The sequence below is a fragment of the Sporosarcina sp. OR05 genome (genome assembly GCF_041414805.1).
Lineage (GTDB): Bacteria > Bacillota > Bacilli > Bacillales_A > Planococcaceae > Sporosarcina > Sporosarcina saromensis.
This window is the reverse complement of record NZ_JANKJL010000002.1, coordinates 64,120-81,039: the sequence shown is the minus strand read 5'-3', so window position 1 is coordinate 81,039 and position 16,920 is coordinate 64,120. Positions and strand designations below refer to the sequence as shown.

Below are 16,920 nucleotides of genomic sequence, written 5' to 3'. Positions count from 1 at the left end.
ACATCTCGCTCGGTCGAATTTTTTATATAATGTCGGATACTCTTTTAGACTGATCATCCAAAGCAGAAGCCGATGATGAGATGACAAGGAAATCTTCCATAGCGACTTCAATTCGTTCTTGGCAACGTTGAATATGTTGCTCGGCTACCGCTGTACCCTTTGATATGTTTTGAATTTCACTCGTTATGGATTCAACACCTTCTCGTACTTCGACAATTGACTGTTCCACGTTAGCCGACAACTTCCTCACTTCTTTTGCAACTACGTCAAATCCTCTACCATGTTCCCCCGCTCGCGCTGCTTCAATTGCTGCGTTCAATGCAAGCAAATTCGTCTGTGCAGCAATGGCTCGGATTGTTTTTACAATGTCTTGAATGCCCTCTGCATGTGTTTCCAGTTTTCCTAATGTTAATGTGTTTTCAGCAGAAGCCACTGCAATTGCCTCAATAATCTGCAGTACTTCTTCACTTCTCTCAATGCCGACAGCAGCACGATTGGTCAATTCTTCGGACATATTCCGAAGATCCTCTACTAAGTTCGTAATAGACGTCTGACGCTTCGTGATATTAGTCGCCACCTTCGAAATACCAATGACTTTCCGAAATTTTGTGCTGTAAATCGGCATATACGTTGCTTCTAACCAAACTTTTTGACCAAATTTGTCCTTCCGCTCAATCTTCCCTTGCTGACGCACCCCTCTAGTTAAGTCACGCCAAAAATTTTCATACGCTACACTCGTTACATACGCCGGAAAGCAAAAGTCCTGATGTGGCATCCCAATCATTTCTTCACTTGAATACCCCATCGCATGTGAAAAATTATCATTGACATATGCGACTTTTCGATCCAAGTCAAAACGAATGATTGCCAAATTCTCTTCAATGGCTTTCACAACATGGTCATCTGTCACCCGTTCAATAAAATGCATCCATTTTCCCCACCTTAATTCCTATTTCTAAATAAAAGACGTTAAATTCGTTCGAAGTATAGTAATTTCGTAACGGTTATCTTCCTTCATTTAACCATAGCGGTTTGTAAATAGGAATAGTTTGGAATAACTTTTTATTGGGTTATGTGGATACAGTTGAGTTTTGACATGGAATAGACAAATTCAACCGATTTTGATTGGGGCTCATGCACATTTTTCAGCGTAGCTAAAATGCTTAAACCCGTTACATAACTAGTTTTTGGATTTTCGGGTGAAGGATTGTTCATAATTGTTCCTTCATAGTCTCCAAAAGATCCTGATGCATGAATATGGTGCACGTTCTTCTTGCTATAAGGATCTGCAATGATCGTGACGTTCGTCTTTTCAATGCCTAGCCCCGCTAGTGACAATGCAATAGCGACATTGGCGTTTTTCGGAAACTTATGGATTGCCTCCTTGGCAGAGCCTTGGAAAATTACTTGTTCCTCCTCTAATTGGACGGATGTAAGAGAATGTGCAGGCTTCCTCGTCGTTAACGTCACATGATCGAGTGCACCGGCGAAGTTTGCAGCTTTTATGATATCTAACCCACCTATTGCGCCTGAAGGTAAATAAATTTGGTGGCTCTTTTCTAACGCAATCTTTTCCATTCGTTCTTTTAGCACTACATCAGAAAACGCACCAATACTAATGAGTAGAAGGCTTTTCCGCTTCAAGATGGCTTCCCCATATTTACGAACAACGTCTATATTGGCACATTCAACAACCAAATCGATCGTTGAATCGAGAAATGCATCCATCGAATCAAACGGTACACATTCATAATCATGAGCAATGCGCACCAAGTCATTGTGTGCGTGTTCTCTCTCATCAATAATTGCCGTTATGCGACAACCTGGAATGAGTTGGTCGACATTAATTTTTTCCAGCAGAAAAGTACCGAGTGCACCTTTACCAATTAATCCGATATTCATCGTAGTCACCCTTTCAGGGAAAAGAACATTTACGTCCTACTTCTCTTTCCGTGATTTTGTTTGAGACGAAGCTTTTTTCAGAAACATATTGTAAATAGGTTTTAAAGCTTTCGGTGTTAAGTCAATATTGTTTTCGTGTGCATATTTAACTGCATGTCCAAGTGCAATTGTCATCGCACCCGCCACACTTGCTCCTGCTACCATACCAGCCCCTGGTACAATTTTGATGACTTGCCTGAAAACCGTCTTACCGATATTCCCTACAATGGTTGCAATTATTAACTCTTTCGCATTGTCTTTTGAGATCGGTTTCCCATACAATGTCGAAAGTTTTAACATGAGACTCACTTGCAGGGCGGTGAGCGGAACGAAATCAGAACCTGGAATTGGAACCGCTCCAATTGTAGCAGCTGATGCACCTGCCCCGAGTATCCAGCGGTTGGCAATTGTTGATTTATCGGCCATGTTTGCGGCCATTAAAATGTCTTTTTTTTTGGATTCCAATAAAGCCAGGACTTCTTTTTGCAACAGGTGGATATTTTCACCGGTCCGAGATGAAATAGGCGTGACGGGATATTCATAACCCGTATGGTCTTGTACATATTTCACAAGCGCAGGAATATCGTCTGCTGCGTCAATTTTATTCAGCACAAGAATGAGGTCTTTATTCACTTTAGCAATTTTCTTCAATGAAATAAGCTCTGCTTCAGATAACACGGTACCTGCTGCATTTAAGAAAAACAGGATGACATCCGCCTGCTTGTAAAATTTCAACGTTTCGGCTGAATGCTCGCTATAAATATCATCTAGTCCAGGCGTATCAACAAAAATGATTTTGTCTTTGTAAACGAATTTCTTAATTTCTTGCGTCTCTCCAGGTTTTGCACCAACTTGCGCAACTTCTGACGCCATTAACCGGTTAATCGTAGACGATTTCCCCGCATTCACATCCCCGATCATGGCAATCAATATTTCACTCTCTAACTGCTCATTAATTTCCGATGATTTCTCATCAAATATTTTGTCGAATTCTTCATCTGACATCCATTCTTGTTTCACCGTATGCACCTCTGTTCTGTTTAGCTTCTATATTATTGTACGAATTTCCTATGGGATAAGATTCATTTTGTACTGCTCTACCCTTTTTATTGTACTTGTAACAGGAGCTTGTTGGAAGTTCGACGAGTGGGGGAGGAATTGTATTTAGTAACATCTCCCAAGAAAAAAACCATACCAATTACACCGGTACGGCTGCGTTGTCGTATGTATTCACGACGGTTGAATGCTATAAAATTTCCAATATTCTTCATAGTATTTTCGCCATATAGTATTCATCGATATATTGACCATTCACGTAGAGCGAATCTTTCTTAACACCTTCTCTAACAAAGCCGCTCTTCTCGTACAAAGCAATGGCAGCTTGATTTGTTTTTAGTACCGTCAATTCAAGCCGATGTAGATGGTTGTTGCGGGCCCATTCGTCAAGAGCACTGAATAGCGCTTTACCTATCCCTTGTCCGCGGTAATCGCTGGAGATTCCGATAACCAGATAAGCAGAATGATGGGTCCTGATTGCCCCTCCACGATTCACCATTAAATAGCCCACCAAATCCCTATCATTTTCTGCTACTAAAATTGTAGATCCACTTTCTTCAAAAGAAGCAATTCGTTTAGTGAATTGCTCCACAGAGATGCTCCGTTCGCCTGCCTCAAACATCATATTTTCCGAACTATTTTCCACATGTTTAATCAATTCTACAATCCTCTCAGCATCTATCGGTTGTGCGTGTCTGATCTTCATTGATGCACCTCCTATTTGTTTACAAACTTCTCCAAATCCCACACAAAAGCAATTTCCTTAAACGATTCGCCACCGATTTCAATCATTGTTTCTCCAACTCGTTGGCCACCTACTGCTTCGTAGAACTTCTTAGCGGGATTCAAATCGAGAACCCAAACGAGCATTTTTGTGGAACCCTGTTTTTTCAGGTCCATAGCAACTACTTGCATTAATTGCTTACCAATTCCTTTTCCTTGCACTTTTTGCAACAGATAAATGGCAAAAAGCTCACAATCAGCTGAATAGTTGCCAGTCCGTTCTTTACCTCCTGTAGCAAAACCGACAATCTCTCCGTCTTCAACTGCTACATACAAACTATTATTTCCAATTCCTCGTCGCCAATTTTCCGTTCGTTGTTCAACGGATAACTGATCCAAATATCCATCTGACACAATACCTTTGTAGGTCGTTCGCCAACTGTCCACATGGACGCGAGCAATCCCTTCTTCATCCCCTATTACCGCTTCTCGAATTTCCACCCAATCTCCTCAATTCTGTAAGTGATTTACCTATTATTTTACATCATTATCTGAAATAATTAAACATTATCAATATCTCCACTTAAAGAATCCATCCTCCGGCTACTCTACCATCAAAAAAACCGCTCCATTCTCGAATGAATCGATGAATGAAACGGCTTCTAGCAATCTAGGCAAATCTTCGATGAACTTTCTTTCCATCATAGGAAAAAACGACAAGTTTAGAATCCACATACGTTTCCAAATGCACAATCCGCCCCCACAGTTGATGAATATATGGAAGTACATTTTCTAAATACGGTACGTCCAACTCAGTCTCTTCAAATTTATGCACGAGGTATAGTTCCCCATTACGAATGTAGTCTCCATCCTCAACGACGATATATGGAAAACCGCCATTTACACGCTGCGCAATAAGTCGATCTTGCACAATTTGATAGTCTTTATCGGAGATTTTATATTGACTTCCTTTTTTCTCAAATACATACATATCTTCACTTTGAATGATTTCTTTCGTTAAATAATTGCGGACAAACGAAATGTCGGAATCCATTTCCCGCACTTCAAACATTTTCTCTCTCCCTGTTCCAGGACGCACACCTAATTGCATCATTTCTTCTGTCGGCTCGTTGTAGCGGCGTTCAATGTCCTCAAAAATTTTCAAGCCTAAATAATAGGGATTAATTGACGTTTTGGATGGCTGAATCACATTTGCATTCAACTTGGCAAATTCAATTGTTTCGTCAGCTGTCAAATCCATCTCGCGTAATATACGCTGATGCCAAAACGTCGCCCATCCTTCATTCATAATCTTCGTTTCCATTTGTGGCCAGAAATACAACATTTCCTCACGAATCATCGTTAAAATGTCCCGCTGCCACTCCTCCAATTCACGACTATGCTCTAACAAGAACAGGAGCAAATCTTTTTCGGGTTGAGCAGGGATTTTTTTTCTTTTCACTTCATTAGATGGTGAATTCAATTTTTTGTAATCCAATTCCCATAAGTCGTCGTACGCAGTTTTTCGTGAAACTAGCGCTAATTCTTCTTGCTCGACTTCTTTATTACCATCACGCCACCTAACGAGTGATGGATCGATATGCTCCTGAATAGCGAGGACGGCATCCAAAAATTGTTCAACTTCATCTTTGCCATACTTCATTTCATAATGTGCTATCCGTTCAGCAGTGGCCGTCATACTTTCAACCATGTCCCGTCGTGTATTCGCAAAGCGCGCATTATTTTTGAAGAAATCGCAATGCGCGAGGACATGTGCAATGATTAATTTATTTTGAATAAGAGTATTACTTTCCAATAAAAATGCATAACATGGGTTGGAATTGATGACCAGTTCATAAATCTGGCTTAACCCTAAATCATATTGCAGCTTCATCTTATGAAATTGTTTTCCAAAACTCCAATGACTGAACCTTGTCGGCATTCCGTATGCACCAAACGTATAGATGATATCTGCGGGACAAATTTCATAACGCATCGGATAAAAATCCAATCCAAATCCTTTGGCGATTTCTGTAATTTCCTCCACGGCACGTTGAAGTTCTATATGTCCCTTCATCGAGATCCCTCCAGATCTTTATAGAAGAACTTCTTCAATGCGTGGTACACGTCTTTATGGTCCTTCAACACATAATGGCGGAACTTCGGGTCATCGATTTTGTTGTACGTATTCATCAATGTGGAGTATCGGCTATGGGCATTCACTTCACCATAGCCGAACATATTGCTTTGTTCCATTAATGCCTCCACGAGCGTTAAGCATTTTGCATTATCTGAAGACATATTTTCACCATCCGAAAAATGGAACGGGTAAATATTGTAACTCGATGGATTGTATTTTTTCTCAATTAAATCGAGTGCTTTTTCGTATGCAGTCGAGCAGATTGTTCCGCCACTCTCCCCTTTTGAAAAGAAGTCTGTTTCCGACACGACTTTTGCTAATGTGTGGTGCGCAATGAACTCAATGTCTACCTTTTCATATTTCGTCCGTAAAAATCTTGTCATCCAAAAATAGAAGCTTCTTGCAGCGTACTTTTCAAACGTCCCCATTGACGCACTTGTATCCATCATCATGAGCACAACCGCTTTCGATTGTGGTTTGACGATCGGGTCCCACGTTTTAAATCGTAAATCATCATTGTAAATCGGCAAGATATCGGCATGCCCTTCCATCGCATTTCGTTTGAACGCTGCGATGATCGTTCTTTTCTTATCAATATTGCCGATCAGCCCTTTTTTCCGTATATCGTTAAACGCGATATCTTCGTCAGTAATCTCGTATTGATCGCGCTGCTCCAAGTTCGGTAACTCCAACTCTTTGAATAAATGATCTTCTATTTCCGCAATGGAAACTTCTGCTTCGTAATAGTCACTACCTGCCTGATCGCCAGCTTGCTTTCCTTTACCGGCATTTTGGCTCCCATCATTTGCAACAACATCCCCGACTTGACTCTTTCCGTTGCCTTGCCCAACATGCTTAGATTTGTCATGGTTATAACGAATTTTATATTCATCTAAAGAACGAATCGGTATTTTAATGACATCTTTTCCATCGGACATGACAATACTTTCTTCGCTGATCAAGTCGGGCAAATTATTTTGAATGGCCTTTTTCACTTTATCTAAGTGACGTTGTTGATCTTGGTAACCCTTACGGTGAAGCGACCAGTTCTCTTGGGAAACGACATAGGATTCGCCTTTTTCGTCATTCATTCCTTTTCACCTACCCCAGTCCACTCGTTTTTAGTAGTATATGCAACGACTGGCGTTTAATTGTAATATTCGGATAAATCATCTGTTAAGAAGACTGCCTACGTATTTCAAAAGTTCATTCGCAGAAATGGAATTGTAGCCATGCTCCTCGATAAGACGTGCTACGACCTCGTTTATCTTCTTCAAATGTGTTTCATCTGGCGTCGAAGAAGACGTCGTAATTTTAACGACATCTTTCAAATCGGAGAATAATTTCTTTTGAATTGCTTCACGTAGTCTCTCGTGCGATTGGTAGTCAAAACGTTTTCCTTTTCGTGCATATGCAGATATTCGAATCAGAATCTCTTCACGGAACGCTCTTTTCGCGTTTTCTGAAATGCCGATTTGTTCTTCGATGGAACGCATTAATTTCTCGTCTGGATTCATTTCCTCACCAGTGAGCGGGTCTTTCAACTTATGCTTGTTACAAAACGCTTCAACATTATCCAAATAATTGTCCATTAACGTTTTCGCGGACTCTTCGTATGAATAAACAAAAGCTTTTTGGACTTCCTTCTTAGCAATTTCGTCAAATTCTTTGCGAGCGATTGAAATGTAATTCAAGTATTCTTCTTTGTCCTCTTTCGATATGGACGCATGCTGATCGAGCCCCTCTTTTAATGCGCGCAATACGTCTAATGCATTAATGGCATCGACTTCTTTACGGATAATGGCAGAGGAAATCCGGTTAATGACGTACCGTGGATCAATGCCGTCCATGCCTTCATTCGGGAACTCCTTCTTCAATTCTTCCAAGTCGGCGGAATTGAACCCTTCTACATTTTCCCCATCATACAACCGCATTTTCTTGACGATGTCGATGCCTTGTTTCTTAGAAATTTTCAACCTCGTCAAAACGGAGAAGATCGCTGCGACACGTAAAGCATGTGGCGCGATATGCACGTGATGCATATCACTTTCCCGGATCATCTTTTCATAGATTTTTTCTTCTTGGCTCACTTTCAAGTTATATGGAATCGGCATAACGATAATCCGGGAATGCAACGCTTCATTCTTTTTATTGGAAATGAAAGCCCGGTATTCCGTTTCGTTCGTATGTGCAACAATTAATTCATCCGCACTGATTAACGCAAATCGCCCTGCTTTGAAATTCCCTTCTTGCGTCAACGATAATAAATGCCATAGAAATTTCTCATCTAGCTTAAGCATCTCCTGAAACTCCATCATTCCTCGATTTGCCTTGTTAAGTTCGCCATCAAACCGATAAGCACGAGGATCGGATTCCGACCCGTACTGGGCAATTGTTGAGAAATCAATACTTCCCGTTAAGTCGGCAATGTCTTGTGATTTCGGATCAGATGGTGTAAACGTTCCGATTCCAACCCGTTTGTCTTCTGAGAAAAACATTCTTTCAACAAGCACATCTTCAATACGGCCATCGTACTCCGTTTCCAACCGCATTGTATTCAGCGGCGATAAACTTCCTTCAATGCGGATGCCGAACTCCTCAAAGAAGTCATCTCGTAAGTGCTCAGGGATTAAATGCAATGGATCTTCATGCATCGGACAGCCTTTTATTGCATAAACCGCGCCTTCCTCTGTTTTCGAATATTGTTCCAGACCTCTCTTTAACAACGTAACAATGGTAGATTTCCCACCACTCACTGGTCCCATTAATAACAATATCCGTTTGCGGACATCAAGACGTTTTGCCGCTGGATGGAAATATTCATTCACAAGACGTTCTACAGTGTCCTCGAGTCCAAAAATTTCATTTTCAAAAAAATGATAGATGGTATGCCCATTTTTCTTCGTTTCACCGTGACTTTTTATCATTTCATATACTCTTGAGTGCGCCGTTTGTGCAACTTCTTTCCGTTCACGCAAAATGTCCAAATACTGTGCAAAGGTACCTTCCCATTTCAGCTTGTTCTCTTCATCTCTGAATCGTTCAACCTTCTGTAAAATGTCCATTCATGTCCCTCCAATGTGGAGCTTGGTTTCAATTAGTGTATGCAAGTACGCGCCGTAAAATGAAGCAAACAAAAGAAGCTGCTAAACGAAACGACTCGTTTAACAGCCTCAACTTGTTGACAGACACGTTCATCCATTGTTGCTCGACATATTTGAAATTTTACGCCCTATATAGATTGACAAATCTAATTTATAAACACAATCGTTAGTTACCGTCAGGATAAGTTCTCCGAAGAAAGTCGATCGATTGGTCAATCAATTGTTTCAAGACATCAACATCGATGTCAGCCACTTTATTAATATAGACACACGCTTTCCCTGATGTATGCTTCCCAAATTTCGCAAGTGTTTCTTCTCTTGCAGTGTCTCCAGGAGCAAAGTATAGGCTAATCTTTGCTTTTCTCGGAGAAAACCCGACTAACGGTGCATCTCCTTCGTGACCGGTTTTGTATACATAATGATACGATCCGAAACCGATAATACTCGGCCCCCACATTTTTGCCTCATAGCCCGTAGCTTCCGTAAAAATATCAAGGAGCTTATAGGCATCCTCACGTTTTTTCGGGTTATCCACAGCTTCAATAAATTCAATCACACTATTATCAGTTTCTTTCGTTTTTAGTTCATACATTCGGTTTGCCCCTTTCATATTAACTGAATAATGCTATCACTTGAAATTCCATTGAAATTATTATAACGTTAATAGCTACAAATCCAAAACAACCCTAACTGTAAGCGCAATTTCGTGATAAATTTTTTAGTTCATGTAATCAGATTTTCACGGTCAAACTTTCTTCAATTTCAACGAAGAAAATGCATTGAATTTCCTATTTAATTAATCGGTTGTAAATTATCTTGACTCACCCTTTTTTTACTTTATAATTAGATTGATTTTATTACAATGGCAATGGTTGTCCCGTAAGATTGAGTGATGTGGAGATGCTTGAAGAGATGACAGTTTTACACATTTTACTCATCAGGAATTTTACGGTTCTTGCTAGCCTGATACCCGAATAGAAGGAGTGATAGTTGGGTTGGAAAATAAGCTGAAATTGTACGGCTTTAACAACCTCACAAAAACACTTAGCTTTAACATCTATGATGTAAGCTATGCAAAAAGTGAGCGGGAGCAAAAAGATTATATTGCCTATATCGATGAGCAGTACAATTCTGAACGGCTGACAAACATCTTATATGACGTCACAGAAATCATTGGCGCACATGTATTGAATGTGAGTAAGCAAGATTACGATCCGCAAGGCGCTAGTGTCACAATCCTAATTACGGAAGAGACATTACCTGTCGCTTTAATAGACGAATCGTGTAATCGAGGGGCAATCGATATTTTAAAAACCCGGGATTCGGTTGTAAGTCATTTAGACAAAAGCCATGTCACCGTCCATACGTACCCTGAATACCATCCGGATAATTCTATCGCCACTTTTCGTGTAGATATCGAAGTATCCACATGCGGTGAAATCTCTCCGCTCAATGCACTTGATTATCTAATAGGAAGCTTCGATTCGGATATCATTACGACTGATTATCGGGTCCGTGGGTTTACACGCGATGACAGAGGGAAGAAGTTGTTTAGAGATCATAAAATGACATCGATCCAAGACTATATCGATAGCGAAACGTTACAGAAATACGATGCCATTGATGTCAATGTATATCAGTCCAATATTTTTCATACAAAACTGCTGATTAAAGACATTAACTTACAAAATTATCTTTTCAATACGGATGTTTATGAAATCCCTCCGAAAGAGCGGTTATATATCACAAACAACTTACGTAAAGAAATGATTGAAATATTCAGCGGTTCCAATATATATGAAGAGTGAGAGGAGCGTATCATGAACATTCTTTCACAACAAAAAGCCCCAATTATGGAGGCGCTTAACAAATACAAAAAAATGAGGGTCGTTCCATTTGACGTTCCTGGCCACAAACGTGGTAGAGGGAATGAGGAATTGACCGCTTTTTTAGGCGAAAACTGTATGTCTTTTGACGTCAATTCCATGAAACCATTGGATAACCTTATTCACCCTGTTTCTGTTATTCGAGAGGCTGAAGAACTTGCTGCCGACGCATTTGGTGCGAAGCATGCCTTTTTCATGGTGAATGGAACGACATCCGCAGTGCAAGCAATGGTGATGACGGCTTGTAAAGCGGGCGAAAAGATTATTATGCCAAGAAACGTACACCGGAGTGCCATTAATGCGTTAATCATTAGTGGCGCCATTCCGGTCTATGTGAATCCGGGTTCCAACAAAGAACTGGGCATTCCGCTTGGGATGGCGGTGGAAGACGTCAAACAAGCGATTAAAGAACATCCTGATGCGAAAGCAATTCTTATTAATAATCCGACATACTATGGAATTTGTTCCAATATGAAGGAAATTACTGCTCTCGCTCATCGACACGGGATGCTTGTGCTTGTAGATGAAGCACATGGAACACATTTTTATTTTAGTGAGGAATTGCCTGCTTCAGCCATGTCTGTCGGTGCAGATATGGCTGCCGTCAGCATGCACAAATCAGGTGGCTCATTGACTCAAAGCTCCTTGCTGTTAATTAACAACGAAGTGAGTGAAGGGTATGTCCGACAAATTATCAACTTGACGCAAACAACGAGCGGTTCTTATTTACTCATGTCATCTCTTGATATTTCAAGAAAAAATCTCGCTTTACACGGTGAAGAAATTTTCAAGAAAGTGATGAACATGGCTCGTTATACGCGTGAGGAGATTAACAAAATTGGCGGCTACTATGCTTTTGCGGATGAGTTGAAAAATGGTGATACGATTTACGACTTTGACCTAACAAAGCTGTCTGTCCACTCGTTGGATATCGGACTCGCTGGTATCGAAGTGTATGATATTTTACGCGATGAATACGACATTCAGATCGAGTTCGGAGACATCGGCAACTTCCTTGCGTACATATCCGTTGGCGATCGTCATTTAGACTTGGAGCGCCTCGTCTCCGCACTCGCAGAGATTAAAAGGCGCTATAGCACCGACAAAAGTGGCTTATTCGATCATGAATACATTAAACCACAAGTCGTTTACACTCCTCAAAAAGCGTTCTATGCTCCAAAAGAAACATTGCCGATGGCGCAAAGTGTTGGCCGTATTTCAAGTGAATTCGTCATGGCGTATCCACCGGGCATTCCGATTCTTGCGCCTGGTGAACGAATTACAGGTGAAATTCTTGAGTATATCCAGTACTGCAAGGATAAAGGAAGTTTCATGACAGGGACGGAAGACAGGGAAATTGAGCATATCAATGTCGTAAAGGAGTCTGAGCAATGAAATTATGGTTTACTGAAAATCACTCGCCCAATGTGACATTTTCCATGAAAGTCGATGAACATTTGTACACTGGCAAAAGTGAGTTCCAAAAAATCGACATCTTGCAAACAGCAGAATTCGGACGGATTTTAACGTTAGATGGTCTTGTAATGGTAACCGAGAAAGACGAATTCATTTACCATGATATGATTACGCACGTTGCAATGGCGACGAACCCGTCCATTAAAAAAGTGCTCGTTATTGGTGCTGGAGATGGCGGAACAGTCCGCGAACTGACGAAGTATGCCACCATTGAACATATTGATATGGTTGAAATTGATAAAATGGTCGTGGATGTGTGTAAGGAATACTTGCCGCAAACAGCATCGAAGTTAGAAGATCCACGTGTTCATTTACATTTTGAAGACGGATTGAAATTTATCCGTTCAAAAAATGATGCATACGATTTAATCATTGTCGACTCCACTGATCCATTCGGACCGGGTGAAGGGCTATTCACGAAGGAGTTTTATGGCAATTGCTACAAAGCGCTTAATGAGGAAGGAATTTTAGTCAATCAACACGAAAGTCCGTTTTATGAAGAAGATGCTTTAGGCATGCAGCGTGCGCATCAGCGGATTATCGGTTTCTTTCCGATTTGCAAAGTGTACCAAGTCCATATTCCAACCTATCCATCCGGCCATTGGCTATTCGGATTTGCTTCTAAAAAGTTTGATCCGATAAAAGATTTGCAAGCGGATGATTGGAATAATCTTGGGTTGCAAACGAAGTATTACAACACGGACGTCCATGTCGGATCGTTTGCCTTACCTAATTACGTAAAGGAGCAATTGGAAGATGTTGAATAGAAATGTTGAAACATTCATTGGCTGTGACAATGAATATGATGAGTCTGGCATTGTGATATTTGGTGCTCCTTTCGATTCCACTACGTCTTTTCGTCCAGGTACCCGTTTCGCTAGCAAAGCGATGCGTGGAGAATCTTTCGGAATCGAAACGTATAGTCCCTACCAAGATAAAGACTTAGAAGATATGAACGTCTTTGACGGCGGGGATTTGGAGTTAAGCTTCGGAAACACCGAAAGAGCTTTAGGCCAAATCGAAGCGTTTACGAGCAAAATTGTGAAAGACGGCAAAATACCTTGCATGATTGGTGGAGAGCACTTAGTGACGCTTGGATCAGTTCGCGCTGTTGCTGAACAGTATCCAGATTTGCACATCGTACAATTCGATGCTCATGCCGATTTGCGGGACGAGTACCTTGATGAGAAACTTTCACACGCATCCGTCATCCATCGCGTATGGGATATTGTCGGAGATGATCGGATCTTCCAATTTGGAATCCGCTCCGGTGATCGTAGCGAGTTTGCGTGGGGCAAAGACCATGTATACACAAACAAGTTCAACTTTAATGGCTTAGAAGACATTGTTGAGAAGTTGAAAGGGAAACCTGTGTATTTAACAATCGACTTGGATGTGTTAGACCCTTCGGTTTTCCCAGGAACAGGTACACCAGAAGCTGGCGGTGTTTCGTTCATGGATTTATTGCAAGCGATCTTGACGGTCAGTGAATTGAATATCGTCGGTTGTGATGTGAACGAATTATCACCGGTCTACGACCAAAGTGGCGTTTCAACTGCCGTCGCTTGTAAAGTACTTCGTGAATTACTATTGGCAATTCATAAACAAAAATAATTATGGGTGGTGTTTTGATTGGGTAAAGCGTTAATTATTGGTGCAGGTGGAGTAGCAAGTGTAGTTGTTCATAAATGTTGTCAAGTTCCGGATGTGTTTGAAGAGATTTGTATCGCAAGCCGAACAAAATCAAAATGTGATGCGTTAAAAGAAAAGCTTGATGGTGGGCGTACGAAAATCCAAACGGCACAAGTGGATGCTGACAATGTGGACGAACTCATCGAATTAATTAACGATTTCAAACCGGAAATCGTCATTAACGTTGCACTTCCCTATCAAGATTTAACAATCATGGATGCATGTCTTGCAACAGGTGTGCATTACTTAGATACAGCAAACTACGAACCGTTGGATACTGCGAAGTTTGAATATAAATGGCAATGGGCGTACAAAGAGAAGTTTGAGCAAGCTGGACTTACAGCACTATTAGGTAGCGGCTTTGATCCTGGTGTAACTGGTGTATTCTCTGCGTATGCACAGAAGCATTATTTTGACGAAATCCATACGATCGATATCGTAGATGCAAATGCAGGTGATCACGGGTATCCATTTGCAACAAACTTCAACCCGGAGATCAACATCCGTGAGATTACAGCAAACGGTCGTTATTGGGAAAACGGTGAGTTCATCGAAACACCGCCACTTTCTGAAAAACGTGTGTACGATCTTCCTGAAATCGGACCAAAAGATGTGTACCTTCTCTATCATGAAGAATTAGAATCATTAGCTGTTAACATTAAAGGAATTAAGAAAATCCGTTTCTGGATGACATTCTCCCAAAACTATTTGACACATTTGAAAGTGCTTGAAAATGTCGGAATGACATCGATTGAACCAATTGAATTCGAAGGACAACAGATTGTCCCATTGCAGTTCTTGAAGGCGATCCTTCCTGACCCGGCTTCTCTTGGACCACGCACAAAAGGAAAAACGAACATCGGCTGTATTTTCCAAGGTGTTAAAGACGGCGAAGAGAAAACGTATTATGTATACAATATTTGTGATCACCAAGAATGTTATCGCGAAGTCGGTTCCCAAGCGATTTCTTATACAACGGGTGTTCCAGCCATGATCGGTGCAATGCTCATTATGACGGGTGCATGGAAAAAACCAGGCGTGTTCAACGTTGAAGAGTTCGATCCAGATCCGTTCATGGATGCATTAAACAAATACGGACTTCCTTGGCAAGAAGATTTCAATCCTGAACTAATCGACTGATGGGAGGCATGCAAACAATGAAATTGAATTTCGATCCAAACGCTGTTCCCTCCCCTTCCTATGTTGTGGATGAAGCATTGCTTATCAAAAACTTGGAGTTGCTCAAGTCGGTCATTGACAGAACCGGTTGCAAAATCTTGCTCGCACAAAAAGGGTTTTCGATGTTTTCCGTCTATCCGCTCATCGGCAAGTATTTGAATGGTGTTACTTCAAGTGGGTTGTTAGAGGCGAAACTAGGGTACGAGGAAATGGGGAAAGAAGTGCATACGTATGCACCTGCTTTTTCGGAAGTGGATTTTGATGAAATCCTTTCCTACTCTGACCACTTAGTGTTCAATACGTTTGAACAATGGCGACGTTTCCGCGACAAAGTGAAAAACTATCCGAAGCAGATTGAATGCGGCATTCGCATCAACCCAGAATACTCGGAAATCGAAGTCGATATGTACAACCCTTGCTTTACGAATTCTCGGTTTGGTGTGACGCTTGAAAACTTCGAACCGGATGAGTTGGAAGGCATTAGCGGATTGCATTTCCATACGATGTGCGAACAAAACTCCGATACACTGGCACGTACAATCAAAGTTGTTGACGAGAAGTTCGGCAAGTATTTACACGGCATGAAATGGATTAATTTCGGTGGTGGTCATCACATTACACGACCTGATTACGATATCGAAACCCTTATTGAATCCATCTTGTTCATGAAAAATAAGTATGACTTGGATGTGTACTTGGAGCCGGGCGAAGCGGTTGCCCTTAACACGGGTTTCCTCGTTTCGACTGTATTGGATACAATGCACAACGGCATGCCGATAGCAATTGTTGACACTTCCGCATCTTGTCATATGCCAGATGTATTGGAAATGCCATACCGGCCGGAAATCGTCGGAGCAGGCGTCGCAAATGAAAAAGCAATTACGTACCGATTAGGCGGACCAACATGTCTTTCGGGGGATGTCATCGGTGATTATTCATTTGACGAACCGTTACAACCTGGCGACAAACTCGTATTTTGTGACATGGCCCATTACTCGATGGTGAAAAACAATACGTTCAATGGCATGAACTTGCCGTCTATCGTATTAAATACGGTGAATGAAGGACCAAAAGTCATTAAGTCATTTAACTACGAAGATTTTAAGGAACGGTTGTCCTAACGGATTACATGGCTACAAAGAGGTGATCTTGCTTCTTTGTAGCCTTTTTTCAATGCTCAAACGTTTACAACGGGCCTACGATATCTTCCGCTACAGTTAAGCCTTCCAATTTTGTTGAACCAAAAATGAGCAGGAGCAAGAAGAGCACGAGAATCACTTTATTGATAAAGGATGGAGCGTCAAATTCTTTTTTCTCAACCATTACTGTCCCTCCTCCTCACTGTTCATCCGTTTTTTAATTCCTTCAAACACTTCATCCATTGTCAAATCACCGTTTGCTGCCAAGAAATCCGTTAACGTATTCACTTGATCGGCTTTAGATGATTTGAATTCACCTAACAAAGATACATAAATGATTGGCTGACTTCTATAAATTTGTACGGAGTCCACTTTTAGTTTGCCGAGTAAAAGAAGCGTTGCTGCAATGATTTCAATGTCTTTTCCTTTTAAGAGGTCACTAATTGTATAGGATGATTTTCCATGTTGCTGAAAATGGTTATACATTCGTTCACTCACCTTTTGCTTCCTTTCTATACTATATGGAAAAGCAGGATGGATTGTTCAATCATTTGATTTTTCATAAACGCTCCTTTACAATGAAC

The 16,920-nt window shown here is 41.1% G+C and carries 17 protein-coding genes; 6 read left to right on the top strand and 11 right to left on the bottom strand.

The window, feature by feature from the left end; genetic code table 11:
* Positions 1–22: 22 nt before the first annotated feature.
* The 9 genes from NRI27_RS04645 to NRI27_RS04605 all read right to left on the bottom strand — a co-directional run bounded on the left by NRI27_RS04645 (position 23) and on the right by NRI27_RS04605 (position 9,556).
* The gene (locus NRI27_RS04645) at positions 23–928 is read right to left on the bottom strand and encodes a methyl-accepting chemotaxis protein (RefSeq protein ID WP_317941885.1); all 906 of its coding nucleotides are present in this window, start codon (positions 926–928) and stop codon (positions 23–25) included.
* Between the two features lie 134 nt (positions 929–1,062).
* Positions 1,063–1,902: an aspartate dehydrogenase gene (gene nadX, locus NRI27_RS04640; RefSeq protein WP_371389747.1), complete on the bottom strand. Its 840-nt coding sequence runs from the start codon at positions 1,900–1,902 to the stop codon at positions 1,063–1,065.
* A 36-nt stretch (positions 1,903–1,938) separates the two neighbouring features.
* A complete protein-coding gene (locus NRI27_RS04635; RefSeq protein ID WP_371390050.1) occupies positions 1,939–2,946 on the bottom strand; it encodes a YcjF family protein in 1,008 nt (335 codons plus the stop codon).
* Between the two features lie 262 nt (positions 2,947–3,208).
* On the bottom strand, positions 3,209–3,703 hold the full coding sequence (locus NRI27_RS04630) for a GNAT family N-acetyltransferase (RefSeq protein WP_371389746.1): 495 nt from the start codon (positions 3,701–3,703) through the stop codon (positions 3,209–3,211).
* Between the two features lie 11 nt (positions 3,704–3,714).
* Positions 3,715–4,221, bottom strand: a complete 507-nt coding sequence (locus NRI27_RS04625) for a GNAT family N-acetyltransferase (RefSeq protein ID WP_371389745.1) — start codon at positions 4,219–4,221, stop codon at positions 3,715–3,717.
* A 169-nt stretch (positions 4,222–4,390) separates the two neighbouring features.
* Positions 4,391–5,797, bottom strand: coding sequence for a SpoVR family protein (locus NRI27_RS04620; RefSeq protein WP_371389744.1), 1,407 nt, complete (start codon positions 5,795–5,797; stop codon positions 4,391–4,393).
* A complete protein-coding gene (yhbH, locus tag NRI27_RS04615; RefSeq protein WP_317941892.1) occupies positions 5,794–6,951 on the bottom strand; it encodes a sporulation protein YhbH in 1,158 nt (385 codons plus the stop codon). Before yhbH ends, NRI27_RS04620 begins: the two co-directional genes overlap by 4 nt.
* Positions 6,952–7,029: 78 nt before the next feature.
* A complete protein-coding gene (locus NRI27_RS04610; RefSeq protein ID WP_317941893.1) occupies positions 7,030–8,925 on the bottom strand; it encodes a PrkA family serine protein kinase in 1,896 nt (631 codons plus the stop codon).
* Between the two features lie 205 nt (positions 8,926–9,130).
* Positions 9,131–9,556 carry a DUF1801 domain-containing protein gene (locus tag NRI27_RS04605; protein WP_371389743.1) on the bottom strand — a complete coding sequence of 142 codons (426 nt, stop codon included), beginning with the start codon at positions 9,554–9,556 and terminating at the stop codon, positions 9,131–9,133.
* Between the two features lie 403 nt (positions 9,557–9,959).
* Between NRI27_RS04605 and speD the strand changes: the two genes are divergently transcribed.
* From speD to nspC, 6 genes are read left to right on the top strand one after another with little or no spacing between them, the layout of a single operon-like run.
* Entirely contained in the window at positions 9,960–10,772 is an 813-nt protein-coding gene (speD, locus tag NRI27_RS04600) for an adenosylmethionine decarboxylase (RefSeq protein ID WP_317941895.1), read from the top strand.
* Positions 10,773–10,784: 12 nt separating this feature from the next.
* Positions 10,785–12,245 (top strand): aminotransferase class I/II-fold pyridoxal phosphate-dependent enzyme, encoded by a 1,461-nt coding sequence (locus NRI27_RS04595; RefSeq protein ID WP_371389742.1) that lies wholly within the window; start codon positions 10,785–10,787, stop codon positions 12,243–12,245.
* Positions 12,242–13,093 carry a polyamine aminopropyltransferase gene (speE, locus tag NRI27_RS04590; protein WP_371389741.1) on the top strand — a complete coding sequence of 284 codons (852 nt, stop codon included), beginning with the start codon at positions 12,242–12,244 and terminating at the stop codon, positions 13,091–13,093. The genes NRI27_RS04595 and speE overlap by 4 nt, the downstream gene beginning before the upstream one ends.
* Entirely contained in the window at positions 13,083–13,940 is an 858-nt protein-coding gene (speB, locus tag NRI27_RS04585) for an agmatinase (protein ID WP_317941898.1), read from the top strand. Before speE ends, speB begins: the two co-directional genes overlap by 11 nt.
* A gap of 18 nt (positions 13,941–13,958) precedes the next feature.
* Complete coding sequence (locus NRI27_RS04580) at positions 13,959–15,158, top strand: saccharopine dehydrogenase family protein (RefSeq protein WP_371389740.1); 1,200 nt, start codon at positions 13,959–13,961, stop codon at positions 15,156–15,158.
* A 17-nt stretch (positions 15,159–15,175) separates the two neighbouring features.
* Entirely contained in the window at positions 15,176–16,318 is a 1,143-nt protein-coding gene (nspC, locus tag NRI27_RS04575) for a carboxynorspermidine decarboxylase (protein ID WP_317941900.1), read from the top strand.
* Between the two features lie 64 nt (positions 16,319–16,382).
* Here nspC and NRI27_RS04570 read toward each other — a convergent pair whose 3' ends face one another.
* Both NRI27_RS04570 and NRI27_RS04565 read right to left on the bottom strand, forming a co-directional pair.
* Positions 16,383–16,520, bottom strand: coding sequence for a hypothetical protein (locus NRI27_RS04570; RefSeq protein ID WP_317941901.1), 138 nt, complete (start codon positions 16,518–16,520; stop codon positions 16,383–16,385).
* The gene (locus tag NRI27_RS04565) at positions 16,520–16,834 is read right to left on the bottom strand and encodes a hypothetical protein (protein WP_317941902.1); all 315 of its coding nucleotides are present in this window, start codon (positions 16,832–16,834) and stop codon (positions 16,520–16,522) included. The genes NRI27_RS04570 and NRI27_RS04565 overlap by 1 nt, the downstream gene beginning before the upstream one ends.
* Positions 16,835–16,920 lie beyond the last annotated feature (86 nt).

Bases quoted from the DNA above. Each gene is read 5' to 3' on its own strand.
- yhbH (WP_317941892.1), bottom strand. From the start codon at position 6,951: ATGAATGACGAAAAAGGCGAATCCTATGTCGTTTCCCAAGAGAACTGG.
- NRI27_RS04620 (WP_371389744.1), bottom strand. From the start codon at position 5,797: ATGAAGGGACATATAGAACTTCAACGTGCCGTGGAGGAAATTACAGAA.
- NRI27_RS04595 (WP_371389742.1), top strand. From the start codon at position 10,785: ATGAACATTCTTTCACAACAAAAAGCCCCAATTATGGAGGCGCTTAAC.
- NRI27_RS04605 (WP_371389743.1), bottom strand. From the start codon at position 9,556: ATGTATGAACTAAAAACGAAAGAAACTGATAATAGTGTGATTGAATTT.
- speB (WP_317941898.1), top strand. From the start codon at position 13,083: ATGTTGAATAGAAATGTTGAAACATTCATTGGCTGTGACAATGAATAT.
- NRI27_RS04635 (WP_371390050.1), bottom strand. From the start codon at position 2,946: ATGTCAGATGAAGAATTCGACAAAATATTTGATGAGAAATCATCGGAA.
- speE (WP_371389741.1), top strand. From the start codon at position 12,242: ATGAAATTATGGTTTACTGAAAATCACTCGCCCAATGTGACATTTTCC.
- NRI27_RS04645 (WP_317941885.1), bottom strand. From the start codon at position 928: ATGCATTTTATTGAACGGGTGACAGATGACCATGTTGTGAAAGCCATT.
- nspC (WP_317941900.1), top strand. From the start codon at position 15,176: ATGAAATTGAATTTCGATCCAAACGCTGTTCCCTCCCCTTCCTATGTT.
- NRI27_RS04570 (WP_317941901.1), bottom strand. From the start codon at position 16,520: ATGGTTGAGAAAAAAGAATTTGACGCTCCATCCTTTATCAATAAAGTG.
- NRI27_RS04630 (WP_371389746.1), bottom strand. From the start codon at position 3,703: ATGAAGATCAGACACGCACAACCGATAGATGCTGAGAGGATTGTAGAA.
- NRI27_RS04610 (WP_317941893.1), bottom strand. From the start codon at position 8,925: ATGGACATTTTACAGAAGGTTGAACGATTCAGAGATGAAGAGAACAAG.
- nadX (WP_371389747.1), bottom strand. From the start codon at position 1,902: ATGAATATCGGATTAATTGGTAAAGGTGCACTCGGTACTTTTCTGCTG.